Here is a 26,226-nt window from a genome sequence, read left to right as displayed (position 1 = left end):
GCACCTCTTCTCTATATTGATTATTTTCTAATACCCAATACTTTGATAATCTCACGATATCTGTTAATTTCTGTATTCTTTAAGTAGTCAAGAAGTCTTCTTCTTTTACCTACTAAAAGAACTAATGAACGCTCTGTATTATAATCTTTACGATTTTTTTTCAAGTGCTCAGTTAAATGCGTGATTCTGTATGTGAACAAAGCGATTTGTCCTTCAGCAGATCCAGTGTTAGCTGCAGCTCCACCGTGTTGTGCGAAGATCTCAGCTTTTTTCTCTTTTGATAAATACATGCCAATATTATTTTTAATGATTTTTATGCATGAAATACGGTGTATCCATATTTACGTTTGCAAAGGTAATTTTATTTTTCAAAATACAACTATAAATAATACACTTTTTTTTAGGTTCTTATCTACCCTCTAGTGCATTGATTACCAAGACTTCAATTAATAACAGTATAATCCAAACAAAACGCAAGCTTTATCTACAATAGAAGCTAAATAAATAATTTAGCTATTTCTACATTCAGTAATTCTAAAAACGATTGATCCTCAGCTGTAAATGCATTAATCGTATTAGAATCAATATCTATCTGTCCGATATTAACTCCATCAACAAATAACGGAACTACGATCTCAGACTTAACAGTAATACTGCATGCAATATAATTATCTTGAGCAGTCACATCTTCTACTAAAAAAGTCTCATTACTAACAGCCACTTGCCCACAAATCCCTTTACCGAAAGGAATCACTGTATGGTCTGTCTCAGGCCCGCTGTAAGGACCTAAATGAAGTACTCTCTCTTCTGGCACTGCAAAGTAGAATCCCACCCAATCATAGTAAGCTATTTTCTCATTTAAAAGAACACATACTTGCTGTAGTTTCTCTGTTCTATCTAATACACTAGATTCTAATATTGCCTTAGCTGCCACTAAAAGCTCTTGATATAAATTATTCATCTTACTTATGGTTTTATAGAAAAACAAATATAACAATCACTTCATTCTATCAATAGAAGTATTACAAAAAAATCACAAATAGGTATAAAAGCAAAAAAGCATTAGAACTCACCTCTAATGCTTTTTTCAAACAACAATATGTAATTTCGTAGCCAAACTCACAAACTACAAAATATAATAATCTTTTTTATAGCAATTCTTTTTATATCTTATTCGTATTGCTTTATCAAATACTTAATCAAGTCAGTACTCGTAAGCATGCCTATTAATATATCTCCTTCCATAACAGGCAATGATCTAAATCCTCTTTCGATAATTATTTCGGCTGCTTCCTTTATACTACAGTCTGCCTGTATAGTCACAACGTCCTTAACCATTACTTGTTCTATAGAGAACATATTATATATAGTAGTATCGATAATATCATCATTATCCCCTACTGTCTCAGCCAAACTAATTCTTACTAAGTCAGTATAACTAAGAATCCCTACCAACTTTCCTCCAGATAACACAGGAAGATGTCTAATCTTGTTCTCCTTAAATAACTTTTCAGCCTTTGTCAATGAATCTGTTAGATTTAATTTGACTAGTTTTGAAGCCATAATACTAGAAATTGGTACATTCTGTCTCATATCATAACTTATTTTGTTAGGACAAATGTAACCCAACACTATATCTAAAAATATGATATTTATCAGATTCCATGTTTTTTCTTTTATTTTTTACGAAAACACATTTTTCTTATCCTTCTAACACAACACCAACTGCAACCTCTCATAGTATTTATAACTATTTTCCACTTTTAACAAAAGGAAAACATCTTGGTAGCATAACATCTACCTAACACAAAAAAGAATACTCACCTCCATTCAACAGACAGAAGTGTACAATTAAAAGCAGGATTATAATCAATAACTGTATCGCTATTTTAAGACAGAAACAGTTGTCATCGCATAGTGGTCGGATAGTGATCGCATAGTGATCGCATAAAAAAGGGGGAAAACTATGCGATCACTATACTATCAAACTACGGTCAATATCTGATAGCATAAATGCACTAAAGAGATAGTCAGAGTATAAAACATACTTCTCAGGAAACTTTTCTCTAACTAAGGGATAGTTTTCTACATAGGCCATCACAATAGAAAACAGTAAAGTATATAAAAACAAAAAACGCTATTATCTAATTATAGACAATAGCGTATATATTTTGCGTCCGCGGGAGGGTTCGAACCCCCAACCCTCAGAGCCGAAATCTGATATTCTATCCAGTTGAACTACACGGACATTAAATCTACTATTTAGACAATAGAGATTTTACTACAGATGAGATGGTCTTACCATCAGCTTTACCAGCTAATTCTTTAGTAGCGATTCCCATTACTTGTCCCATTGAAGACATGCCACTGAAACCACCATTAGTAATTATCTCACCTATTATTTTTTGAACTTCTTCTTCTGATAATTGCTCTGGCAAGAATTGTTCTATGATTGTAGCTTGTGCTATTTCTGGCTCAGCTAAATCATTTCTACCTTGCTCTGAAAAAATATTAGCACTGTCTTTTCTCTGCTTCACTAACTTTTGAAGAATTTTAATTTCTTCTTCCTCAGTAAGGTCTGCTTGTGCTCCTGATTGAGTTTGAGCTAATAATAACTCAGACTTTACTGCTCTTAATGCTTCTAAAGCTACTGTATCTTTCGCTTTCATCGCACTTTTTATAGCGTCCATTATCTTTGATTGTAAACTCATATCAAATATTTTTATTTTTTGCAAATATATAAAAAAGCCCGAAAAACAACGTTCTTCGGGCTCTATATCTTTAGTTAAATAATAACTTAGTCTACATTATCGTGTAAATATGAGTTATTAGATCTTAACTGTCCATCGTTATTACTATCTAATCCGAAAGTAATGCGTGACTTATTAGTTGTCTCATCAGACTCGTGTAAGTCTACTCCACTTCTTTTATAAGCTGGCTCACGCTCTAGTTCTGTTAACTGACTATTCGTATTATTAAACTTATAGTTAAACTCTTTCATCTTTTTTCTACGTTCAGCAGCACGACTCTTAAGAGTAAATTCCTCTATACTCATCTCTATAGGATTTACTTCATCTAGCTCTTCTTCTACGACAGTATTAGACGCTTCTACAGCAGGAGTTGATTCTTCAGACTTAATAGAGAACCTGAATTCATCCTCTATTGCATCTTGATGTTTATTAACCGGCTTAGCAGATGCTAACTCACTTTCTTTATCTGTGTAATCTTCTAAAGAGAACATGATGATTTCTTCTTTAGGAGCGGTCATATTTTGAACTGATTTAGCTTCATTACCATAAGCAATATTGCTTTTTGCTTCTACCACATCATCTTCTAAATGATACACTATAGGAGCATTTGCTTGTGGCTGTTGAGACACTTGTGTTTCTGGTCTTTTTGCTACATTTACAATAACAAACTCAGGATCAACAACATTTATATCTCTTATATCTTTTGTTTTTGCTAAATTTTGCTCTTCTGAAATATTAGTATTTTTTTTTACTTCCTCAGAAGGTGTTACGATTTCAAAAAAAACGTCTAATCCATTAGCATCACTAGCTTTTTCAGTAGCTTCTGCTGTCACTTGATTTACTTGAACGTCATCCTCATTAATTGCCTCTACAGAGATACCTTCATCAAGGTCTTCATCTTCAAAATCACCTAACTGATGTACAGTAATTTTTTCTGTTTCTTCTACTGCCTCTTCTGGAGAAGAAATAATAGTAGTAACCTTAGATAATGGCTCATCTGGAGAAGAATAACCGAAAGACTCTACAGATGAAGCTTGCATTAAATTATGCTCTAACTTTTGGTCACCTTCTAATACGTGAATAATCTTATTAGGTTCACCTGTTGTAACAATACTTTTTTGTTGTTCGATATTGAAACCTGTTGCAATAATTGTTACAGAAATAGCGTCTCCTAAAGACTCATCTTCACCAACCCCCATAATAATGTTAGCATTATGTCCAGCTTCTGTCTGGATGTGGTCGTTGATTTCACCTATCTCATCAATTGTAATCTCATTTGCACCAGACACAATTAATAACAATACATTCTTAGCACCGCTAATCTTATTATCATTTAATAGAGGAGAATCTAATGCATCTACAATAGCATCTTTAGCTCTAGTCTCACCAGAAGCTGTAGCAGATCCCATTATAGCAGTACCACTATCAGATAATACAGTCTTAGCATCCTTTAAGTCAATATTCTGAGTATAATGATGTGTAATAACCTCTGCGATACCACGAGCTGCAGTAGATAAGACTTCATCGGCTTTGGAGAAACCAGCTTTGAAACCTAAATTACCATATACCTCTCGTAACTTATTATTATTGATAACTACTAAAGAGTCAACTTGTTTACGTAGACGTTCAACCCCTTTTAAAGCTTGGTCTTGTCTTACCTTACCTTCAAATTGGAAAGGAATAGTAACAATACCTACTGTAAGGATATCGCGTTCTTTAGACAACTGAGCGATAACTGGAGCAGCACCTGTACCAGTACCACCACCCATACCAGCAGTGATAAATACCATCTTAGTGTTGGTATCTAGCATCTTCTCTATCTCTTCTATACTTTCTAAAGCAGACTGTTGGCCCACTTCTGGATTAGCTCCTGCTCCTAACCCCTCAGTAAGGTTAACTCCTAACTGAATCTTAGTTGGAACTGGACTATTTTCTAATGCTTGAGAGTCAGTATTACACACTATAAAATCTACACCTTTTATTCCTTGTTGGAACATGTGATTAATAGCATTACTTCCACCGCCTCCTACACCTATTACTTTGATAACGTTTGATTGGTTTTTCGGTAAATCAAACTTTATTCCTCCAAAATCTGTATTCTCCATATACGTAGCCTTTTTATTCTTGCTTTTCAATAAAATCTTTTATTTTTCTAAAAAAAGTACCAAAGAAATTTGATTCAAATTTTTCTGCCGTTGGCGATCTAAATTCAGTCTCTTTTGGTTCTTCAGAAACCTTAGGTCTTTCTTGACTTACTGTTTCTATTGGATCTTGTGACACAACTGGTTGTTCTATCACAGGCGCTGTGCGATTAACAACAGACGCCTCCTCTTCTGGAGCTTTATTTTCAGCAGCAATATCTGCTAATGACACCGCTCCTTTTATATGATGTCTTTCACTTTCCATTACTAATCCTACAGCAGTAGCATATAATGGACTTGAAATTTCTAAACTAGAGTCACCTGCTAAATGCTCATTAGGATATCCGATACGAGTATCTATACCTGTAATGTATTCTACTAACTGCTTAATATGTTTTAATTCAGAACCTCCTCCGGTCAAAACAATTCCAGCTATCAGTTTCTTCTGTGGGCTTTCATATCCATAGCTCTTAATCTCAGAGAATACTAACTGAATAATCTCTTCTACACGAGCATGGATAATCTTAGACAAGTTCTTTAAAGATATTTCCTTTGGCTCTTTTCCTCTTAATCCTGGAATAGAAACAATCTCATTATCTTTATTTTCACCTGGCCAAGCAGACCCAAACTTTACTTTTAGAATCTCAGCTTGACGTTCTATAATAGAACATCCTTCTTTAATATCTTCTGTAATAACATTTCCTCCGAAAGGCACTACAGCTGTATGACGAATAATACCATCTTTAAAGATAGCTAAGTCTGTTGTACCCCCACCGATATCGATAAGTGCTACACCAGCTTCTTTTTCTTCTTGACTTAGAACAGCTTCAGCTGATGCTAAAGGCTCTAAAGTAATACCTGAAAGCTCTAAACCTGCATCTTTAATACATCTCCCTGCATTCTTGATTAATGCAGCTTGACCTACTACTACATGGAATACAGCTTCCAAACGACTTCCATACATTCCGATAGGCTCCTTAATACCAGGCTCTCCATCTATTTTGAACTCTTGTGGAAGTACATGTATAATTTCTTCTCCAGGAAGCATACTCAACTTCTGAACTTGAGTAATTAATTGCTCAATGTCCTTATCTCCTATTACTTCATCAGGATTATCTCTACTTATATAATCACTATGTTGAATACTACGTATATGTTGTCCAGCTATACCTACTACTACATTCTTAATCTTATACCCTGCTGCTGACTCAGCATCAGTAACAGCGTTTTGAATAGATTGAATGGTCTGCGTGATATTGTTAACAACACCTCGTTTAACACCTAGACTTTTAGCTTTACCTAATCCTAAAATTTCTAGTTTACCGTATTCGTTTTTCTTTCCAATCATTGCGACAATCTTAGTTGTCCCAATGTCTAAACCTACAGCTATATTTTCTTTTTCCATACTCTTTTTCTATTTCGTGCATACCACTTGTTGGGTAAACTTAAGGTTTATATACTTGTATTTCTCTTGTTCAACATTCTCTCTTATCAAATACTGTACAAAGGCTTTATAGTTTTGTAACTTTATTTCCATTTCATCAAACCCTCCAAACAAAATGTCAAAACGGTTTGTGCGACTAACCAACATTAAAGTTCCTTTTGGCTCTATAACTATCCCTGTGACATCTTCTCTTAAGAACTCATCCTTGTTGATTAACTCAAGTATTTCCTTAATTTCTCTTTCATTACTCTTATCCACTTTTCCCTGCACCATAGGAACTCTATCAGAAAAATTACTTGATAATGGCATCCTTTTACCTAACTCATCAAGATAATAATTATTACTACCATCTATCACTCTTCCAATCGCTCTTTTTTGCCAAATATCTACGATTATTCTATTATCTATCGTCAAATAAACATCCGCATTTCTGATTAATTCATTTTTTAGCACGTTTTTCTCTAGATTATTCAAATCTAAAACACTTCTATTAATCTCGGAAATTTTTGGAAATTTATTTTTAAGCAAATTGCGAATTTCACTACTAGTTACAAAGTGTTCCTCACTTTCCTTAAAAACTACATCGATCTCCTTAACTTCACGATCATTACTACGTTTATTAGTAAAAGAATATAAAAACAGTAACAGTCCACACAATAGCAATATGCGAACATCTGACCACTTTATTTTCTTAAACAACTTTTTCACGTACTAAAACTTTCTATATTATTCTAATCCTTTCTTGATATCTTCTACCATTTCTCCTAAATCACCGGCTCCTATCGTCAGAACCAATTCAGCCTTAGAGGCCTTTAAATAAGGTAATAACTCCCCTTTTTGTAAGACTACTTTATCTATTGATGTCATTTGCTCTAACAATGCTGCTGACGTCACACCTTCTATCGGCAACTCTCTCGCAGGATAAATATCTAATAACACTACATGATCAAAAGTAGATAATGCTGCAGCAAATTCACTCATAAAGTCTCTTGTACGACTATATAAATGAGGTTGGAACACAGCTACTACCATCTTATCACTATACAACTCATGTACTGCCTGACTCACTGCTAGGATTTCTGTCGGGTGATGAGCATAATCATCTATATAAATAAGATCATCTCTTCTAATCTTATAAGAGAATCTTCTTCTAACACCTTTAAAGCTCCCTAAACCATCAACTAATACCTTTGCATCTATGCCATAATTATAAGCCATAGCAAAGGCTACTAATGCATTAGATAGGTTATGTCTACCTGGTAATCCAAAGCGAACATGTTCAATTCTCTCATTAGGCGTTATTATATCAAAAACATACCATCCATTATCAACAGATATGTTCTCTATTCTATAAATACAGTCCTCTCCAAAACCAACTTTAATACCATTTAAATCTACTTGTTCTGTTTTAAAGAATTTAGCCTTATCCTCAATCTTATTTGCAAAGTCTTGGAATGCTACTAACATTTCTTCTGCAGTACCAAATATATCTAAGTGATCCGCCTCAGTAGAAGTGATACAAGCTGTATCAGGATACAATCTTAAAAAAGAACGATCAAATTCATCTGCCTCTACTACAGTTACTGTTTTACCACTTCCTATAAGATTAGTCTGATAATTTTCTACTACTCCTCCAACGAATGCTGTTACATCAACACCTGCTTGAAATAATAGATGCCCTAGAATACTTGTAGTAGTAGTCTTACCATGTGTTCCGGCTACTGCAAAACAATAGGTATCCTTAGTTATCAAACCTAATACTTCAGAACGCTTACGAATATCAAAACCATTATCGATAAAATAGTTCCATTCTGTATGTGTACTAGGTATCGCAGGAGTGACTACAACTAAAGTAGTTTCCTTATCCTTATACACATCCTTTACTAACTCTAAATTATCTTCAAAGTGGATATCAATTCCAGCTTCTTTTAATTCATCTGTTAATTGTGTCGCAGTACGATCATATCCTGCAACATTCTTTCCTATAAATTTAAAATAACGAGCTAAGGCACTCATACCTATGCCTCCTATTCCTATAAAAAATACGCTCTTTATCTTACTTAATTCCATACTTAAATATTCATTATAGCTTCTACTTGATCTACTATATCTTTTGTCGCATTAGGTAATGCTAACCTTCTAAAGTTAGCCCCTAACTTATTCTGCAATTCTCTATCTTCTACTAATGCAGTAAATGTTGGTAAAAATTGCTCTGCTAGCTCTGCCTCTTTTAGCAATATTGCTCCTTCCTCGCTTACAATACTCATCGCATTTTTAGTTTGATGGTCTTCAGCTACATTAGGAGAAGGAATAAACATAACAGGCTTACCTACCAATGCTAATTCAGAAATAGAAGAAGCTCCTGCTCTAGAAATCACATAATCCGCTGCTGCATAAGCTAAGTTCATCTTCTCCACAAAAGCAGTCACTAATACCCCTTCTGTCTGATACTTTTTATACTCCTCATAGTACAACTTACCACATTGCCATATAACTTGTATATTCTTTCTCTTTATTTCTTCTAAATTCTCTTCAATCAATTGGTTTATTCTTCTGGCTCCAAGACTTCCTCCTAAAACTAAAAGAATGTCTTTAGAGCTGTCTAATCCAAAAGATCGAATACCTTCTTCCTTCATAGAACTGACATCTAATAAATCATTTCTAACAGGGTTACCTGTCTTTATAATCTTTGACGCAGGAAAGAACCTTTCTAAATGATCATACGCCACGCATATCTTATTTGCCTTCTTTCCCAATAACTTATTTGTTATACCAGGAAAAGAATTCTGCTCTTGAATTAATGTAGGTATATTCTTACCAGCAGCCACTTTCACCACAGCACCACTAGCAAAACCACCAGTCCCAATCACTACATCTGGTTTAAACTTTTTAATTATTTTACCAGACTTCCATAAACTACTAATCAATTTAAACGGAAAAGCAAGATTATCTATAGTCAACTTTCGTTGAATACCAGATATCCACAATCCTTCTATCTTATAACCAGCTTGTGGCACCTTCTGCATCTCCATCTTATTCTCAGCTCCTACGAATAAGATTTCAGCATCTGCATACCTTGCCTTAATCTCATTAGCAATAGCTATAGCAGGATAAATATGTCCTCCTGTTCCTCCTCCACTTAATATGACTCTTGGTGCGCGCTTCATTTATACTGTTTTTTGCTAATAATCTATTTTACTAATTCTTGATTTTGCCTTAATTCTTCTTGTTTTCTTAATTCTTCTTGCATTCTTTCTTCCTCTATCATTCTTTCCATTTCCTGCTTTTGTATCTCTTGTTCTTTTTTGGTAACACTTAAAATCACCCCTAATGAAATACAAGTCATCCATATCGATGTACCTCCACTACTTATCAGAGGTAATGTTTGTCCAGTAGTAGGTAGTAATGAAACAGCTACCCCCATATTGATCAAGGCTTGGAATATAAAATAAAACCCTAATCCCGTAACCAACAACTTTCCAAACAAAGTCGGAGCTTTATGTGCTGCTATCAAAAACCTAAAGAACAAATACAAATAAAGAAACAATACTGATAGTCCTCCTACCATTCCATATTCCTCCACTATAATCGCATAAATAAAATCCGATGAAGACTGTGGTAAAAAGTTCTTTTGAACGCTTTTCCCTGGGCCTTTTCCCATTAGTCCACCAGACGCAATCGCTATTTTAGCATTATCTACTTGGTAAAGGTCTTTTCCTCCTTCATCTGCATTAGCGAATCTATCAATACGACTTATCCATGTATCTACACGGTTAGGCATCGTTCCTTCAGGCAAAGCTTTTGCTGCCAGTACAAACAAGGTTACAAACAACATTCCTGCACCGAAAATAGCCGCTAAGTATTTAAAAGGATACTTCCCCACAAATACCAGTATCCCAACCATCAAGAAGATCAAAGCTGCTGTAGAAAAGTTAGCTGGAAAGATTAATCCAACTACAACCATAACAGGCAACCACAACTCTAATACTGAAGGCCAAAACTCAACTTTTTTATCTTGAATACTGACTAGATACTGAGCTACATATCCAAGTACAACTACGGCAGCTATTGCTGACGGTTGTATCTGAATAACACCTAAGTCTAACCACCTACTAGCATTCGCACCTCCAATGGTCTTGCCTTGAATCAAAGTAAAGAACAGTAACACGATGGCTACAGGCATCATAAGAATCGACAATTGCCTAAAATACCTATACTCTAGTTTATGCGCTAAATACAATAGCACAAAACCAATAGACAAATGCGCAAAATGCTTAAATAAATACGAGAATGTCGATTTTCCAGTACCTATCGTATACACTAAGTTAGTACTAGCACTATACACAGGTACAAACGAAAATAAGGCCAGTAAAAATATTACTGTCCATATATGTTTATCTCCATATAAATTAGCAACTAACTTTTTCATTTTTATCTTATAGATTATTTACTTCAGCTTTAAACTGATGTCCTCTATCTTCATAATTTTTAAACAAATCAAAACTTGCACAGGCAGGTGATAACAGTACTGTATCACCACTCTCAGCTAAGCGTTGTGCCATTTTCACAGCATCGGCCATACTTTGTACCTCAATCAATGTATCAACCACCTGTTCATAAGCCGACTTTATCTTACTATTGTCTACTCCTAAACAGATAATACTTTTTACTTTCTCACGAACTAAAGGCATCAACTCATCGTAATCATTTCCTTTATCTACACCTCCAACAATCCATACTGTCGGTGTCTTCATACTCTCTAACGCAAAAAAGGTAGCATTTATATTAGTAGCTTTAGAATCATTTATATACTGAACATTCTCTACTTTCATCACCTTTTCTAAACGGTGTTCAGCTCCTTGAAAATCGGACAAACTCTCTCTAATACTTTGCTTTCTTATTCTTTTTAATTGTGCCACAGCAGTAGCTGCCATAGCATTCTTAACATTGTGCTTTCCTTCAACACCCAATTCGCTAATTGGTAAAACCACTGTTTCCTTGTCCATAGCCACTACAATATTTTGCCCTTCTAAATAAGCTCCATATTCTAATTTTTTAGTAATAGAAAATGGCACTCTTTTAGCGGCAGTTTTATTATTAGTTAACCAACGTTGAATCTCTACATCATCATCATCATAGATTAAATAATCTTCTTTGGTTTGATTCAATGTAATTCTAAACTTAGCATTGATATAATTTTCATACTTATAATCATATCTATCTAAGTGATCTGGGCTAATATTAGTAATAACAGCGATATGAGGTCTAAACTTGCGTATGCCATCTAATTGAAAACTGCTCAATTCTAACACATAACACTTTTCAGGATTCACAGCTACCTGCTTAGCGTAGCTATCTCCTATATTTCCTCCTATACCAACATTCAATCCACCCTTACTCAATAAATGATAGGTAAGCATCGTCGTTGTTGTTTTTCCATTACTACCTGTTATAGCGACAGATGGCTCTGTATTAAAAGTATAAGCAAATTCAATTTCCGAAATAACATCAATATCTCTTGCTAATGCTTTTTGAATAATAGCTACCTTATCTGGAATACCAGGACTCTTAACTATTATATCACCACTTAATATTTCTGTTTCTGTATGTTTTCCTTCTTCCCAACGTATATTGAATTCATTTAGAACAGACTTGTACTTATCCTCAATCTGTCCAAAATCTGAAACAAATACATCATATCCTTTGGTCATAGCTAATACAGCTGTACCAACTCCACTTTCTCCTGCTCCTAATACAACTACTCTCATACTATCTTATTTTTAAAGATACAATACAGAATATTCCTAACAATATTCCGATAATCCAAAAGCGAGTTACAATCTTACTCTCATGATAACCTTTCTTTTGAAAATGATGATGAAGTGGAGACATTAAGAATATCCTTCTTCCTTCCCCATATCTCTTCTTGGTATATTTAAAGTAACCTACCTGTAATACTACTGATAAGTTCTCTGCTAAAAATATTCCACATAATACTGGAATGATTAGTTCTTTTCGCACTGCGATAGCTAATACTGCTATAATACCCCCAATAGTTAAACTACCTGTATCTCCCATAAATACCTGAGCAGGATAAGTATTATACCATAAAAACCCTATCAATGCACCCATAAAGGAGGCTATATAAATAGTCATCTCACCTGAATGAGGTATATACATTACATTAAGATAAGTTGATAATACAACGTTACCTGAAATAAACGCAAAAATTCCCAACACAAATGTTGAGATTGCTGACGTACCCGCGGCTAATCCATCAATACCATCTGTTAGATTGGCTCCGTTAGATACAGCTGTCACGATAAATATTACAACAGGTATAAAGATCAACCAAGTGTATTTCTCTGCCCCTTCTCCTAACCAATTGATTAATATAGAATAATCAAACTCATTATCCTTTAGGAAAGGAATCGTTGTCGCTGTTGATTTCACATCATATTTACTAGCTACTTCTTCAACTAAAACTCTATTCGCAGGCATTTCTCTAACTGTCACTGTAGGACTAAAATAAAGTACCGCTCCAACGATTAATCCAAGCCCTACTTGCCCAATTACTTTAAATCGTCCTTTTAGCCCTTCTTTATCTTTTTTCTTCATCTTTAGATAATCATCTAAGAATCCGATAGTTCCCATCCACACTGTTGTTAGTAAAAGTAACAGAACGTAAGTATTGTCAAGTTTTGCAAACAATAGAACTGGTATAAGAGTTGCTATAATAATGATTAGCCCTCCCATAGTTGGTGTACCTGCTTTTTCCTTCTGCCCTTCTAATCCAAGCTCACGTACAGTCTCACCAATCTGCATTTTTCGTAGATATTTGATAATTCTCTTACCGTAGATGATCGAAATCAGCAATGAGAATATCATAGCCATACCTGATCGGAAAGTGATGTATTGAAACATCCCCGCCCCAGGAATTTTGAAATAATCATCTAAGTACTCAAATAAATAATATAACATACCTTAAATCTCCCTTATTCTATTGTTCTAAAAATTCAGTTACAATCTCTAAATCATTAAAATGATTTCTTACCCCTTTAATCTCCTGATAAGTTTCATGTCCCTTACCAGCGATTAAAATAATATCACCAGCTTCTGCCTGCTGACAAGCTAATTTGATAGCTTGCTTACGATCCTCCACTACTATAGTCTTCATCGTATTCTGAGGTTCCACTCCTTTTTCCATTTCTTCTAAGATTACAACAGGGTCTTCGAAGCGTGGATTATCTGAAGTGAATATTACTTTATTACTCAGTTCTGACGCTATCTGTGCCATCTCTGGTCTTTTCGTTTTATCTCTATTACCTCCACATCCTACTACAGTGATTAGTTTCTCATTGTAGGTACGAATAGAGTTAATTGTTTCTATTACATTCTTTAATGCATCAGGTGTATGAGCGTAATCTACTATAGCAGTTACCTTTTTAGAAGATACTACGTATTGGAATCTTCCTGCTACACTAGTTAACTTGCTTACTTCTAATAAAGCATCCTCTTCACGCACTCCTAATTGGATAGCTGCTGCATAAACAGCCAATAGATTAGAAGCATTAAACAAGCCTATTAATTGAACCCAAATCTCACGTTGATTAATTTTCATTAACATCCCTGAGAACTGACTTTCTAATACTTCAGCTTTATAATCAGCTACGTTCTTAAGACCATATGTCTTAATAGTTGCACCTGTATTTTGGGTCATAACCAACCCATTTTTATCATCTACATTTGTTATTGCAAAAGCCCCCTTAGGCAACTGATCAAAGAAAGCTTTCTTCGCATTTCTATATTCAGCGAATGTTTTGTGATAATCTAAATGATCGTGTGTTAGGTTAGTAAATATCCCCCCATCAAACTCTAGACTATGTGTACGCATCTGTACAATACCATGCGAACTAACTTCCATAAAACAGTACTCACAACCTGCTTCAACCATCTCATTTAAATAATGATTGATTGTAAGCGAATCAGGTGTAGTATGAGTAGCATTATAATCTACATCACCTACTTTTATTACTACAGTAGACAACAAACCTACCTCGTACCCTAAGTTTTTAAACAATGTATACAAAAGAGTAGCTATAGTTGTTTTACCATTTGTACCGGTTACTCCAACCAATTTTAATTTAGAAGAAGGATTGTCATAAAAATTACTAGCAACTATAGCTAATGCCTTATTACTATCTTCTACTAAAACATAGGTAACTCCCGCTAGTATATCCTGTGGCAGTTTCTCACAAATAACAGCACTAGCACCATCTTTAATCGCTTGTGAGATATAGTCATGACCATCTACTACAGTACCAGGTATAGCAACAAATAGAGTCCCTTTTGAAACTTCACGTGAATCAAATGCAATCTTGGTTACAGTAAGTTCTAAATCACCTCCTGTAACAGATATCATTTTTGCTTTGTATAATAATTCGTTTAACTTTTTCACGATAGCTCTAATACTACTTTTTGATTCTTAATTATTTTTTGTCCAGCTATTACAGACTGTTTCTTTATTTTTCCTATTCCTTTTATTTCTACTTTCAGACCTAGATTCTCTAAAAGAGGGACTGCATCCATTGCGTACATTCCTCTTACATCAGGCATAACTTCAAGATTATCCACTACTTTTTCATGATAATCTCGGTAACTTGTTCTCACATTAGACGGCACTTCATCTATATTGCTTAAACTTGTTGTTGTAGGCACATCCGTGTATATCTTCTGTGCTATACGTTTAAATACTGGCCCAGACACATCCGCTCCATAATAACTCTTCGTTCTATCTGGTTTATGTATAATCACTATACATGAATATTTTGGATTCTCTGTTGGAAAGTATCCAGCAAAAGAAGATGAATAATACATATCCTTTCCTTTTCCTTTTCCATAATTTACCTGAGCTGTTCCTGTTTTACCTGCCATAGAGAAATTAGGAGAGCCTACTTTTCTACCTGTTCCTTTTACAACCACATTAGTCAATACTCCTTGTACCTGTTTAATAACTTCTGGAGAAGCAATCTGAGGGTTTAAAACCTCTGGTTCAAACTTCACCACTGTTTTATTAAACTCCCTAACTTCAGATACAAACATTGGTTTTACCATCACTCCATTATTTGCAACTGCATTATACAATGTCAAAGTATGCAAAGGTGTTATCGAAATCCCATACCCAAAAGCCATCCAAGGTAGCGCTAATCCACTCCATCCTTTTTTACCAGGCTTTGGTATATAGGGTACACTAGCTCCTTTAATAGGTATGTCTAATGCCTTATCCATACCTAGAGTAGATAGATAATTAGTGAACTCACTAGGCTTATCTTTAAAGCCTTCATTCACAGCTTGAGTAATCACAGTGTTTGATGACACTTCTATACCTCTAGCTAGCGAAATCTTTCCATATCCTCCCCATTTAGAATCTCTAACTCTTGCATTATAAAACTTTACAACACCATCATTCGTATCATATATTCTAGCAGTATCACTTTTTCCCTTTTCTAAAAGAGCCAATAGTGATGCTAACTTAAATGTAGATCCTGGTTCATGTTTCTCCCCTACAGCATAATTAATTGTTTCATAATAATTACCACTTTCAGATCGTCCTAAATTAGAAATAGCTTTAATAGCTCCTGTTCCAACTTCCATAACTACCACACATCCATGATCTGCACTATAATACTCTAATTGTTTTAGTAACGCATGATGAGCAATATCTTGTATATAAACATCAATGGTAGATACGATATCTTGTCCATCGATAGGTTCTATCTCATTTTCATCATTAATAGGCTTCCATTGATCCTTACCAAGGCTTTGCATCTTTCTACGGCCATCTACTCCACTTAAATAGGATGTAAATGCTCCTTCTATTCCCACTCGAGTGAAAGAGTTATCCTCATTCTTTCTTTCATACCCGATTGTACGTTGTGCAATCTTGCCTATAGGATGTTGCCTAATTGTTTTCTGAAGAGAAATAAGCCCTCCTTTATAAGGCCCTCTTTTTAAAAGAGGAAAGCTTTTAACTCTTACATATTGTGTATAACTAAGATCTTTAGCTATGAATACATATCTGTTTCCATTCTTTCTAGCCTTTCTAAGCAAATTCTCATAATAGCTAGAAGGTTTTTTAAACATCACTCCTAAAGAATCAGACAATGGCTTCACATTCTCATAAAAATCCTTTTCACTAGGTGCCAAACCATCAAAACGAATTTCAAAGACCGGTACAGAAGTCGCTAATAGACTTCCATCTGACGAATACACATTCCCTCTATTAGCAGGAATCTCTTCTATCTTTACTCTAGTTTTATCTTGAGCCTTAGCTCTTAACTCCTTTCCTTCTATCCCCTGGATCTGTACTAATCTATAGATAATCCCTCCCGCAAAGAGTAAAACTAATGCAGAGATAAGGTATATATTCACATAAATATTCTTATTATTTAGCGCCATAACTTATCCCAAAAACTTTCTTTTTCTACTTCTCTTGTTACTTTGATCTTTGTCGCCGGTGTCTCTGAAGGAAATATTCCATCTTCTTCTAAATTCTTAGTGATAGTGGACTCCATCTTTAATTCCATCAACTCTGATCGTGTATCAACAAACTCTGCACGCAACATCTTCACTTCATGAGTTAGTTTTGCTATTTTAAATACTTTCGCCTCATACGACTGAGTATTACCAATTAACAATAAACTTAAAATGATTACATAAATAATAAATGCCCAAGTCTTAGCCGAATTCTCATTTACGAGAATCTTCGCTTTGATAATATCTCCTGGACTACTTACTTTATTTTTCATTTTTTCTCGGCAATTCTCAATTTCGCAGAGCGAGCTCTATTATTTATTGCAATTTCTTCATCAGTTGGCAAGATCAACTTCCCTAACTGTTTCATCGGAACTTCAAACCTTCCAAAGAAGTCTTTTTCAGGTTCTCCTTCGAACATTCCATTTTTCATAAATCGTTTCACTAAACGATCTTCTAATGAATGATAAGAGATAATACTCAATCTCCCTTTTGGTTTCAAGACCTCTTGGCTTTGCACCAACATTTCTTTTAACACATCCATTTCCTGATTCACTTCTATTCGAATCGCTTGGTATATCTGAGCCAAAATCCTAGCACTCTTATGAGCAGGTAAGAATCTAGCCAACACCTCTTTTAATTCATCTGTATTCTTGATAGGATTGTCTACTCTAGCTTTTACTATTGTATTTGCAATTGCTCCGGCATTTTTTAATTCCCCATACATATAAAACATATTTCTAAGATCTGCTTCTTCGTACTCATTCACTACGTTAAAAGCAGAAATATCTCCGGACTGATTCATCCTCATATCTAGCTCACCGTCGAATCTAGTTGAGAATCCTCTCTCAGGCACGTCGAACTGATGCGATGACACTCCTAAATCTCCTAAAACCCCATCTACTTCCTTCACTCCGTGAAAACGCAAATAACGTTTTAGATATCTAAAGTTTTGATTGATCAAAGTAAACCTTGGGTCATCTAATGCATTTGCTAATGCATCCTCATCTTGATCAAATGCAAACAACTTCCCTTCACTTCCTAGACGGTTAAGTATCTCTCTAGAGTGTCCTCCTCCTCCGAATGTCACATCTACATAGACACCATTCGGATCAGTAATTAATCCATCAATACTCTCTGTCAACAAAACAGGTCTGTGATAACCGTATTCTTCTTTACTCATCAAAACTTATATTACTCATTACATCCTGAGCCAACTCTCCGAAATCAAAATCATCCACCTCTAACGTTGCCTCATACAATTTCTTATCCCAAATTTCCATTATATTTACCTTAGACGAAAAAACAAGATCCTTGCTTATTTGGGCAAAATCTATCAAGTCTTTTGCTATCAAAAGACGTCCTGCATCGTCTATTTCAACATTCTTCACACCGGCCATAAAACGACGAATAAAAGCATCATTCTTTTTATCAAAAGGATTCAACTTTCCTATTTTACTCATCATTTTATCCCATTCCGCCATAGGCCATAACTCTAAACAGCTCTCAAAAACAGAACGTTTTAATACAAAACCATCGCCAATACCAGGCAACTGCTTCTTCAGAGAAGCAGGTACTAGCACCCTTCCTTTGGCGTCTATTTTGCATTCATATGTTCCGATTATTGCCATCAATGTACACCTATAAATATAATCTTAGCAAATGTAGTCAATTTTTTACCACAATTTACCACTTTTTCCCACTTTGTTGATAAGTTTTGAGTCTTAAACTAAATAATTCAAGTAAATAGGGTAATCAGCTGACTAATAGCCCTTAATTTTAAAATACAAATCACAATTCGAACCCTAGCTTTTGACCATAAAAACTCTTTTATCAACATCAATAAATTAGCATTTACGACAAGGCCAGAAGCGCTGAAATGGACAAATTCACACTTTTACAATAAATTATTACTCCTTTTAGAATTTTTCTCATATTTAAAAACGTATATTTGTGGGAATTTAAAAATCGCATTTAGAAACTACATGGAGCGAACTTTAAAAGAAGATGGTAAATTCCGTTTTATAGAAATTGGCGAAGGTACACCAATTGTTATCTTACACGGATTAATGGGAGGTCTGAGCAATTTTGATGGTGTTACAAATTTTTTCCCAAATGAAGGTTACAAAGTAGTTCTTCCAGAACTTCCACTTTACACGAACAGTATTTTAAAAACGAACGTAAAGGCTTTCGCAAAATTTGTAAAAGATTTTATAGATAGAAGAGGTTATAAAAAAGTGATCTTGCTAGGGAATTCTCTAGGAGGACATATCGCTTTGTACTTTTCAAAAATGTATCCTGAATATCTTCAAGCGATGATATTAACAGGAAGCTCTGGCTTATACGAAAGTGCTATGGGAGACAGTTACCCTAAACGTGGAGACTACGAATACATCAAAAAGAAAGCTGAAGATGTATTTTATCATCCAGAAATAGCAACTAAAGAAATCGTAGATGAAGTCTTTGCTACAGTTAATGATCGAATGAAAGTAATCAAGACTATTACTATCGCCAAAAGTGCGATACGACACAATATGTCTAAAGATTTGCCAAAAATAAAAGTACCTACGTGTTTAATCTGGGGAAAGAATGACAAAGTAACTCCTCCTGAAGTAGCTGTAGAATTCAACGAATTACTTCCAGATTCTGACTTATATTGGATCGATGAGTGTGGACACGCTGCTATGATGGAACACCCAGATCAATTCAACGAATTACTAAACGCGTGGTTTATCAAAAGAAATATCAAATAAAATGAAAATAAATACAGCTGAATTTGTTGTTAGTAACTCTGACGCTAAGAAGTGTCCTAATGAACCTATCCCTGAATACGCATTCATCGGTAGATCTAATGTAGGTAAGTCTTCTCTGATCAATATGCTTACTAATCAGAAATACTTAGCCAAAACCTCTTCTAGACCAGGGAAAACACAACTAATCAACCACTTTAAAATTAATTCTAATTGGTATTTAGTTGACTTACCAGGTTATGGGTACGCAAAAGTATCTAAAAAGACTAAAGCTGTATTCCAGAAGTTCATCACAGATTACTTCGAGAATAGACAACAATTAGTAAGTGCTTTTGTATTAGTAGATATCAGACATGAGGCTCAGAAGATTGACTTAGAATTCATGCAATATTTAGGACAAGCCGAAGTTCCTTTCTCTATCATCTTTACCAAAGCCGATAAAGTAGGTAAACAAAAAGTAGCTAGCCTTATTGCTGATTACAGAAAGAAAATGTTAGCTGATAACTGGGAAGAGATGCCGCCGTGCTTTGTTACCTCATCAGAAGACAAAACAGGTAGAGACGAAGTCTTAAACTATATCGAAGAAATAAACGTTGAGATGTTTAAAAATCAAAACTTTATATAAAACAAAAAAACTGCTTAATAGCAGTTTTTTTTATCTCTATCATTAGATATAATACTCATTTACAGTAATAATACCTGCTCTAATAGCATATCGCGTTGCATCATACACATTGCTAACACCAAGTTTTTTAAATATATTCTTGCGATGTGTTATCACTGTATGAGCACTAATATTTCTGTCTGCAGCTATCTCCTTAGTCATTTTTCCAGAAGCTATTTCTTTTAGTATCTCACGCTCAGCATTAGTAAGTACCTGCTCTACTTTCAGAATACTATCTTGATGCTCTTCCAACTTCTTCACTATCCAAGGTGCCAGATAAGTCTCCTTAGAAATAGTCTTATAGATCCCCTCTTTGATATGTTCTAGTTTATCATTTTGGAAAACAATATTAAAAGCAGAGATTCGATTAGACAAAAACTGTTTTAGCCATTGCTCGTTTAGTTCACTAAAAAATAACAACCACTGTGACTTCTCATTTTGTTCTCGCAACAATAGCAACAACTCCGTTTGCTTCTCCAGACACTTACTAAAAGGATCTACAATGATAACCGCATTAGGATATTTCAAAAGATAGCTTTTTAAACCTGTCAAATCATCAATCTCAGCAATACTTACCTCTCCTGAGCAAATCTCTCTAATAAGCCCCTGCAAGGCGTAACGCGTTATTTCTTGACTTTCTACTACCCCTATATTTAACATCCTTATCTCCTTAAGTTAACACTTTCTCTAACCTATTACTAGAACAGAGTATTTTTATTAATATTCTACTACAAAAATACATAACTTTTTCTAGTACTAACATATCCCTAAATAGCCTTATATCAAAAAGGTTACTCTTAATACTATTATCAAGAGCAACCTTTTTATATGAATAAACGCTAACTAATTCTTTTTATTTTTTCCTTATTTATAAAGGTTTCCATTTTCTATCTCTTCTACTTCTGGAATTCTAAATAAATAATTCACACTATTAGGAACAAAAGAAGACTTATCAGAAAAACTAATGATTCTATGTCCTTGTGGTAATAAATCTACAGTTACTTGACTTATTTTACCTTGATTATCCATTACCTCATAAGTATAAGGAATCAATTTATCTTGAGGATATAGCTTTCTTTCTACAGACAACTTGTTACGCACAATATCCACTCGTGAAAATCCTTCACCAAACAACTCTTTTCTTCTCTCTATCCAGATTTCATTAAGAAGTTCTTGTCCACTTAATCCATTCACTTCTTTAGCACCTCTTGCTGCTTTTAAAACATTCAAAGCATTAACAGCATCAGCACGTCCTAATCTAGCTTTTGCTTCTGCACTTATTAGATACATCTCTGAAGAGCGCATTAATACAATATCTGCTATACGACCAGCTTTAAACTTAAACTTAGCGTAACGCATATAAGCTACATCTCTCGTTTTTGGAGAAGTATTAGAAGGATCTGGAGCCCAGTAAATCATACTTTTTCTATAATCCCCGTCATCAAATAATTCTTTAAAATAAGGATCCGCATTAAAACTGAAATAATAACTCTCTTTTGATGTTACATCTAAATAATTAAACTGATAAGAAGCTCCACTTTGTTCAGATGTCTGTTGATGCCCCCATATCCACTCTACATTACTAGAATCATTAAAACCACTCTTATAATCTTCCTCAGACATCAATTGGCCATACTTACTCAAAACTGCCTCTACATAAAAATTAGCCTTCTCCCAATTCTGAGTATACAAATAAGCACGTGCCAATAATCCTTGTACTACTGTCTTATCAAATTTATACTTAAGATTTCTCTTATAAGTATCAGGTATTAAAGACAAAGCTTCTTCTAAATCCGAAATTGCTTGTTTATACACTTCTGTCACTGTAGCTGCAGATGCAGGAACTGTACTAGGCGTAGTCGCAGTCAAATAAATAGGACCTACTAAAGCATTAGGGTTTACATCTATGGCTAATGCATAACTAGAAGCTAAGTGTAAATACATAAATCCTCTCAACGCCAACGCTTGACCTCGTACACGCTGTTTTTCATTTACAGTACCTTCTGAAGCAAATACCTTATCAATTACGTTATTGGCATTATCAATCGTCTTATACGTAAGATTCCAACTAAAGGAATTCGTCCCACCACGATTATAAAGAGCTGTGAAGGCGTAATGACTACTAAATCCATACATATTATTCACCACTACATCATTCCCCATAGCATCGTTTGTTCTTAAAAACGCTCCATATCCTGGATTAGCATAAGTGCTATATGAATCCATCAAGTTAGCCCATGTACCAATCAATACCTTGTCATTACCTTCTACTGTGGTAAAAACATTCTCATTCACCACTGCATCTGTAGGTTCAGTATCTAAAGAACAAGAAGTCATTCCAATAGAAAATAGAACACTAAACGCTATATATTTAAAAATTGTTTTTTTCATGATTTCTTAATTCTTTATAATTTAATATTTAATCCTAAAGACAATGTCTTCATCGCTGGATATCTATAATAAGTAGTTCCATTGAATGTTTGCTCTGGATCAAAACCTTGTTCTTTTGTCCATGTAAATAAATTCTCTGCTTGGAAATAGATAGAAGCAGATGATAAATTAATTTTTCTTAACCATTCTTGTGGTACGTTATAAGCTAGTGTAAGGTTCTTTAATTTTAAGTAAGAACGATCTACCAAGAAACGATCTGAAGTATTTGTCCAGCTATTAGCAGGATTAGTTGTTAATCTAGCTATATCAGTATTAGGATTCTCAGGAGTCCATCTTCCCATCATATCCGCACTCCATGTATTTCCATTACCTGCATGTCTATACATACCTATCTTATCCCCATTATAGATCTTACCTCCTATATTATAAGTAAAGTTGGCAGACAGTTGCCATGATTTATAAGATAACTCTGTAGAGAAACCTCCAGATACATCGGGTAACGAAGTTCCTTTATATACTTTGTTTTTATTACCACTTACACTACTGTAGTTCTCTGTCACTGTACGACTACCATCCTCGTTCTGAATATACCATTGTGCATTACCATTCTCTGGATTTACACCAGCCCACTCAGGCAAATAGAAATCATAAATAGATCCTCCTACTTTCCATATCTGGTTTCCTTTATTGATTTCAGAACTAGGCAATGAAGTAATTTTATTTTTATATGTAGTCAAGTTTAATCCTACACGCCATCTCCAATCCTCTGTTTGAATAGGAATACCATCTAAAGTAAATTCCCATCCATAGTTTTTAATTCCTCCAATATTTACATCTTTGCTAGCAAATCCAATAGATGGAGCCAACTGTTGACTAAATAATAAATCTTTTGATCTTCTTTCAAAGTACTCTACTGAACCTGTCAGACGATTATCAAACAAACCAAAATCTAATCCAATATTTAAGTTTAAGTTCGTTTCCCACGATAAGTTAGGCGTTTCCATTCTAGAGCTAACTAATCCAGATTCTCCTAAGTTATTACGTATAGCATACAACCCTTGATAAGCATAAAATCCTACCTTATCATTTCCTTGTGCCCCATAACTTGCTTTTAACAATAAGTTGTTTAACCAAGTATCTCTATACTCACTCATAAAGTCTTCATCTATAATTCTCCATGAAGCACCAAATGACCAGAAACCTCCCCATTTATTAGATGATTTAAAACGAGACGATCCGTCTGCTCTATAAGATCCTGATAAATAATATTTCTTATCATAAGAATAGTTTACACTCCCGAAGAAACTCAACATACTATATTTATCAGCCTTTCCATAAAAATCTATCAATCTAGACGCAGCATCAGGCTCCTCGAATCCCATCATCGCAATCTGTTCTCTAGTACCTCCAAAATAGTTAGAATCATACTGGTAATACTCTTGCCCTGCCATTACAGCTAAAGCGTTCTTATCATCTAAATCAATATTGTAGTTTAAAACATTATTAAACGTCATATTAATTGTTCTTGTATTTCTACGGCTAATACTTCCTCCATAATTAGCAGAAGCCCCTTTATCAGGGTTTGACACACTATGGTCATACATACTATTATAATCAACACTTAAAGATGTCTTTAATTTTAAGTTATCTAAAAACTTAACCTGTCCGTATGTTCTAATACTCGCTACATCTCTTTTTATTTCACTCTTATCTAATGGAAGAGTTTCTACTAAGTTGTAATTTCTATAAGATGTAGTTCTATAATTCCCATAATCATATATAAGCCCTCCTGTATTTGCATCTCTTAGGTATTCTCCCGTGGCCAAATCACGTTGATAAATAGGATAAAAAGAAGGCAATCCTCTTGCAAAACCAATTACATTATTAATCGCACTATCATCCTGTTTTGGGTAGTCTTGTATAGAATGAGACGCAGCGACATTCATCCCTATTTCTAACCAATCCTTAGCATCTATCACGATATTAGAACGCATATTAAAACGTTTAAAACCTGATTCTAATACGTATCCTTGATCGTTTAAATATCCCCCAGAAACATAGTATCGTGTATTCTTACCTCCTCCACTGACACGTAAGTTTATATCAGTAAATCTCGCATTTTGACTCAATGCATCATTCCAGTCGTCATTCCACAAAGGTTTTAACCCTGGTAATAACTTACCATCTGTACCTACTGGAAATGGGTTACCTGTTCCATAAGGATTGATTCCAACAGAACCAATCAAGTTATTTGTTGCATAAGCAGCAGCTTCAGTAGCATTCATTTTTGCAGCGTCCATCTGTCCATTACGAATAGCTTCCCACTGCAATTCCATGTACTGATTAGTACTCAATTGTTTATAATCACTACGTGCTCTATCAGAAAAACCATGCTTTGCACTGATTTCTATCTGAGGTTTTGTTTCTTTACCACCTTGCTTAGTTGTAATCATAATTACCCCATTAGCTGCACGAGATCCATATAAGGTTGCAGCAGTAGCATCTTTTAACACTGATATAGATTCAATATCTGTAGGAGAAATAGAGTTTAACCCTCCTTCAAAAGGCACACCATCAACTACGAATAATGGATCACTATCTGCATTCATAGATCCAATACCACGGATTCTAATTGTTGCATTAGACCCTGGCTGCCCACTAGCTGAGAAAGACTGAAGTCCCGCTACAGTACCTTCTAATGCTTTAGACACATCACTTACTTGCGCCTTTTCTATATCTTTAGCTTGCACTAAACCTACTGACCCAGTATATGTCTTCTTATTAGCAGTACCATAAGGCACTGTAATTAATACTTCTCCCAATTCGCTTGCTTCGTCTGCAAGCTTCACATTCAGAACTTCCTGTCCTTTATATGTAATATTCTTTGTGGTATACCCTATAAATGAAAAGACTAATACCTGTCCATTATTAACTTTTATAGAGTAATTACCATCTAAGTCTGTCATTGTTCCTTCATCACTTCCCTGAATCAGAACACTCACACCTGGTAATGCTCCACTTATATCTGTAACAGATCCTGTCACAAGTTTTTCTTGCGCCTGTAAGTTTAAAACACTAACAAACACAAATAAGATTGCGTAAATTTTTTGCATAAAACAATTAGTTTAAAATGAACTATCTTTGAAAGACTGATTCATTATGTCTAGAAATATTGAAATGTAGTATCGGTACAGCCACCATGAGCTGACCTAAAAAGAATAAACTATAGGCAGCAACACATGCACATCATAGAAGATGAGCTAGAAGAAAAGAAATCAGTAAATCTAAAAGTACGAGTGTCAAGTTCTCGCTTTTGTTGAATTGATTGCATAATATTTAGGTTATATAATTTTTTCTTATCAGTGAAAAAAGCAAAGTAGGGAAACCCTTATATGTAATTATTTTCTTACAAAACAAACAATAATTATACACAACAGATTAAGGATATAGCACTCCCTACTTTTGTAATACAAAGGTATTTCAACACCTTATTTTATGAAATACCATGTATATGGTATATTTTAATTCTCTCTTATAATTCTAAAAGAAGGAA

The 26,226-nt window shown here is 34.6% G+C and carries 22 protein-coding genes and 1 tRNA gene; 2 read left to right on the top strand and 21 right to left on the bottom strand.

The window, feature by feature from the left end; translation table 11 throughout:
* Positions 1-20 precede the first annotated feature (20 nt).
* The 18 genes from rpsO to mraZ all read right to left on the bottom strand — a co-directional run bounded on the left by rpsO (position 21) and on the right by mraZ (position 18,499).
* Positions 21-290: a 30S ribosomal protein S15 gene (gene rpsO, locus HX049_RS04115; protein WP_006259669.1), complete on the bottom strand. Its 270-nt coding sequence runs from the start codon at positions 288-290 to the stop codon at positions 21-23.
* Positions 291-496: 206 nt separating this feature from the next.
* Entirely contained in the window at positions 497-961 is a 465-nt protein-coding gene (locus HX049_RS04110; RefSeq protein WP_286414278.1) for a GAF domain-containing protein, read from the bottom strand.
* Positions 962-1,170: 209 nt separating this feature from the next.
* Positions 1,171-1,593 (bottom strand): CBS domain-containing protein, encoded by a 423-nt coding sequence (locus HX049_RS04105; protein ID WP_225581482.1) that lies wholly within the window; start codon positions 1,591-1,593, stop codon positions 1,171-1,173.
* Between the two features lie 581 nt (positions 1,594-2,174).
* Positions 2,175-2,248 (bottom strand) — tRNA-Arg (locus HX049_RS04100).
* A gap of 10 nt (positions 2,249-2,258) precedes the next feature.
* Entirely contained in the window at positions 2,259-2,711 is a 453-nt protein-coding gene (locus HX049_RS04095) for a GatB/YqeY domain-containing protein (protein ID WP_286414277.1), read from the bottom strand.
* A gap of 86 nt (positions 2,712-2,797) precedes the next feature.
* Positions 2,798-4,855: a cell division protein FtsZ gene (gene ftsZ / locus HX049_RS04090; RefSeq protein ID WP_286414276.1), complete on the bottom strand. Its 2,058-nt coding sequence runs from the start codon at positions 4,853-4,855 to the stop codon at positions 2,798-2,800.
* A gap of 13 nt (positions 4,856-4,868) precedes the next feature.
* Entirely contained in the window at positions 4,869-6,296 is a 1,428-nt protein-coding gene (gene ftsA / locus HX049_RS04085; RefSeq protein ID WP_286414274.1) for a cell division protein FtsA, read from the bottom strand.
* 9 nt (positions 6,297-6,305) lie between these two features.
* Positions 6,306-7,043 carry a cell division protein FtsQ/DivIB gene (locus tag HX049_RS04080; protein WP_286414272.1) on the bottom strand — a complete coding sequence of 246 codons (738 nt, stop codon included), beginning with the start codon at positions 7,041-7,043 and terminating at the stop codon, positions 6,306-6,308.
* Positions 7,044-7,061: 18 nt separating this feature from the next.
* Complete coding sequence (murC, locus tag HX049_RS04075; protein WP_286414271.1) at positions 7,062-8,405, bottom strand: UDP-N-acetylmuramate--L-alanine ligase; 1,344 nt, start codon at positions 8,403-8,405, stop codon at positions 7,062-7,064.
* A gap of 2 nt (positions 8,406-8,407) precedes the next feature.
* Positions 8,408-9,502, bottom strand: a complete 1,095-nt coding sequence (murG, locus tag HX049_RS04070) for an undecaprenyldiphospho-muramoylpentapeptide beta-N-acetylglucosaminyltransferase (RefSeq protein ID WP_225581477.1) — start codon at positions 9,500-9,502, stop codon at positions 8,408-8,410.
* A gap of 23 nt (positions 9,503-9,525) precedes the next feature.
* On the bottom strand, positions 9,526-10,764 hold the full coding sequence (locus HX049_RS04065; RefSeq protein WP_286414270.1) for an FtsW/RodA/SpoVE family cell cycle protein: 1,239 nt from the start codon (positions 10,762-10,764) through the stop codon (positions 9,526-9,528).
* A 7-nt stretch (positions 10,765-10,771) separates the two neighbouring features.
* Complete coding sequence (gene murD, locus HX049_RS04060) at positions 10,772-12,103, bottom strand: UDP-N-acetylmuramoyl-L-alanine--D-glutamate ligase (RefSeq protein WP_286414269.1); 1,332 nt, start codon at positions 12,101-12,103, stop codon at positions 10,772-10,774.
* A 1-nt stretch (position 12,104) separates the two neighbouring features.
* Positions 12,105-13,316: a phospho-N-acetylmuramoyl-pentapeptide-transferase gene (gene mraY, locus HX049_RS04055; protein ID WP_225581474.1), complete on the bottom strand. Its 1,212-nt coding sequence runs from the start codon at positions 13,314-13,316 to the stop codon at positions 12,105-12,107.
* A gap of 19 nt (positions 13,317-13,335) precedes the next feature.
* Positions 13,336-14,793, bottom strand: coding sequence for a UDP-N-acetylmuramoyl-L-alanyl-D-glutamate--2,6-diaminopimelate ligase (locus tag HX049_RS04050; RefSeq protein WP_286414267.1), 1,458 nt, complete (start codon positions 14,791-14,793; stop codon positions 13,336-13,338).
* The gene (locus HX049_RS04045) at positions 14,790-16,793 is read right to left on the bottom strand and encodes a penicillin-binding protein (RefSeq protein WP_286414265.1); all 2,004 of its coding nucleotides are present in this window, start codon (positions 16,791-16,793) and stop codon (positions 14,790-14,792) included. The genes HX049_RS04050 and HX049_RS04045 overlap by 4 nt, the downstream gene beginning before the upstream one ends.
* Positions 16,784-17,143, bottom strand: a complete 360-nt coding sequence (locus tag HX049_RS04040) for an FtsL-like putative cell division protein (RefSeq protein ID WP_041894423.1) — start codon at positions 17,141-17,143, stop codon at positions 16,784-16,786. The genes HX049_RS04045 and HX049_RS04040 overlap by 10 nt, the downstream gene beginning before the upstream one ends.
* Complete coding sequence (gene rsmH / locus HX049_RS04035) at positions 17,140-18,051, bottom strand: 16S rRNA (cytosine(1402)-N(4))-methyltransferase RsmH (RefSeq protein ID WP_286414262.1); 912 nt, start codon at positions 18,049-18,051, stop codon at positions 17,140-17,142. The genes HX049_RS04040 and rsmH overlap by 4 nt, the downstream gene beginning before the upstream one ends.
* Positions 18,044-18,499, bottom strand: coding sequence for a division/cell wall cluster transcriptional repressor MraZ (gene mraZ, locus HX049_RS04030; protein ID WP_006259692.1), 456 nt, complete (start codon positions 18,497-18,499; stop codon positions 18,044-18,046). Before mraZ ends, rsmH begins: the two co-directional genes overlap by 8 nt.
* A gap of 354 nt (positions 18,500-18,853) precedes the next feature.
* Between mraZ and HX049_RS04025 the strand changes: the two genes are divergently transcribed.
* The gene (locus HX049_RS04025) at positions 18,854-19,621 is read left to right on the top strand and encodes an alpha/beta fold hydrolase (protein WP_006262250.1); all 768 of its coding nucleotides are present in this window, start codon (positions 18,854-18,856) and stop codon (positions 19,619-19,621) included.
* A 1-nt stretch (position 19,622) separates the two neighbouring features.
* The gene (yihA, locus tag HX049_RS04020) at positions 19,623-20,243 is read left to right on the top strand and encodes a ribosome biogenesis GTP-binding protein YihA/YsxC (RefSeq protein WP_286414261.1); all 621 of its coding nucleotides are present in this window, start codon (positions 19,623-19,625) and stop codon (positions 20,241-20,243) included.
* Positions 20,244-20,285: 42 nt separating this feature from the next.
* Here yihA and HX049_RS04015 read toward each other — a convergent pair whose 3' ends face one another.
* The 3 genes from HX049_RS04015 to HX049_RS04005 all read right to left on the bottom strand — a co-directional run bounded on the left by HX049_RS04015 (position 20,286) and on the right by HX049_RS04005 (position 25,786).
* A complete protein-coding gene (locus tag HX049_RS04015) occupies positions 20,286-20,942 on the bottom strand; it encodes a response regulator transcription factor (RefSeq protein ID WP_286414260.1) in 657 nt (218 codons plus the stop codon).
* A gap of 204 nt (positions 20,943-21,146) precedes the next feature.
* Positions 21,147-22,673, bottom strand: coding sequence for a RagB/SusD family nutrient uptake outer membrane protein (locus HX049_RS04010; protein WP_286414258.1), 1,527 nt, complete (start codon positions 22,671-22,673; stop codon positions 21,147-21,149).
* A gap of 14 nt (positions 22,674-22,687) precedes the next feature.
* Positions 22,688-25,786: a SusC/RagA family TonB-linked outer membrane protein gene (locus HX049_RS04005; RefSeq protein WP_286414256.1), complete on the bottom strand. Its 3,099-nt coding sequence runs from the start codon at positions 25,784-25,786 to the stop codon at positions 22,688-22,690.
* Positions 25,787-26,226: the final 440 nt, after the last annotated feature.

This window comes from Myroides odoratimimus, from assembly GCF_030326305.1.
Taxonomy (GTDB): Bacteria; Bacteroidota; Bacteroidia; order Flavobacteriales; family Flavobacteriaceae; genus Flavobacterium; species Flavobacterium odoratimimum_A.
The sequence above is the reverse complement of the archived record's forward strand: the minus strand, read 5'-3'. Positions and strand labels throughout refer to the sequence as shown.

Coding starts and splice junctions, on each gene's coding strand:
- rsmH (WP_286414262.1), bottom strand. CDS start 18,051: ATGAGTAAAGAAGAATACGGTTATCACAGACCTGTTTTGTTGACAGAG.
- mraY (WP_225581474.1), bottom strand. CDS start 13,316: ATGTTATATTATTTATTTGAGTACTTAGATGATTATTTCAAAATTCCT.
- HX049_RS04040 (WP_041894423.1), bottom strand. CDS start 17,143: ATGAAAAATAAAGTAAGTAGTCCAGGAGATATTATCAAAGCGAAGATT.
- mraZ (WP_006259692.1), bottom strand. CDS start 18,499: ATGGCAATAATCGGAACATATGAATGCAAAATAGACGCCAAAGGAAGG.
- rpsO (WP_006259669.1), bottom strand. CDS start 290: ATGTATTTATCAAAAGAGAAAAAAGCTGAGATCTTCGCACAACACGGT.
- HX049_RS04105 (WP_225581482.1), bottom strand. CDS start 1,593: ATGAGACAGAATGTACCAATTTCTAGTATTATGGCTTCAAAACTAGTC.
- HX049_RS04065 (WP_286414270.1), bottom strand. CDS start 10,764: ATGAAAAAGTTAGTTGCTAATTTATATGGAGATAAACATATATGGACA.
- murG (WP_225581477.1), bottom strand. CDS start 9,502: ATGAAGCGCGCACCAAGAGTCATATTAAGTGGAGGAGGAACAGGAGGA.
- murD (WP_286414269.1), bottom strand. CDS start 12,103: ATGAGAGTAGTTGTATTAGGAGCAGGAGAAAGTGGAGTTGGTACAGCT.
- ftsZ (WP_286414276.1), bottom strand. CDS start 4,855: ATGGAGAATACAGATTTTGGAGGAATAAAGTTTGATTTACCGAAAAAC.
- HX049_RS04025 (WP_006262250.1), top strand. CDS start 18,854: ATGGAGCGAACTTTAAAAGAAGATGGTAAATTCCGTTTTATAGAAATT.
- HX049_RS04110 (WP_286414278.1), bottom strand. CDS start 961: ATGAATAATTTATATCAAGAGCTTTTAGTGGCAGCTAAGGCAATATTA.
- HX049_RS04095 (WP_286414277.1), bottom strand. CDS start 2,711: ATGAGTTTACAATCAAAGATAATGGACGCTATAAAAAGTGCGATGAAA.
- ftsA (WP_286414274.1), bottom strand. CDS start 6,296: ATGGAAAAAGAAAATATAGCTGTAGGTTTAGACATTGGGACAACTAAG.
- yihA (WP_286414261.1), top strand. CDS start 19,623: ATGAAAATAAATACAGCTGAATTTGTTGTTAGTAACTCTGACGCTAAG.
- HX049_RS04045 (WP_286414265.1), bottom strand. CDS start 16,793: ATGGCGCTAAATAATAAGAATATTTATGTGAATATATACCTTATCTCT.
- HX049_RS04005 (WP_286414256.1), bottom strand. CDS start 25,786: ATGCAAAAAATTTACGCAATCTTATTTGTGTTTGTTAGTGTTTTAAAC.
- HX049_RS04015 (WP_286414260.1), bottom strand. CDS start 20,942: ATGTTAAATATAGGGGTAGTAGAAAGTCAAGAAATAACGCGTTACGCC.
- murC (WP_286414271.1), bottom strand. CDS start 8,405: ATGGAATTAAGTAAGATAAAGAGCGTATTTTTTATAGGAATAGGAGGC.
- HX049_RS04010 (WP_286414258.1), bottom strand. CDS start 22,673: ATGAAAAAAACAATTTTTAAATATATAGCGTTTAGTGTTCTATTTTCT.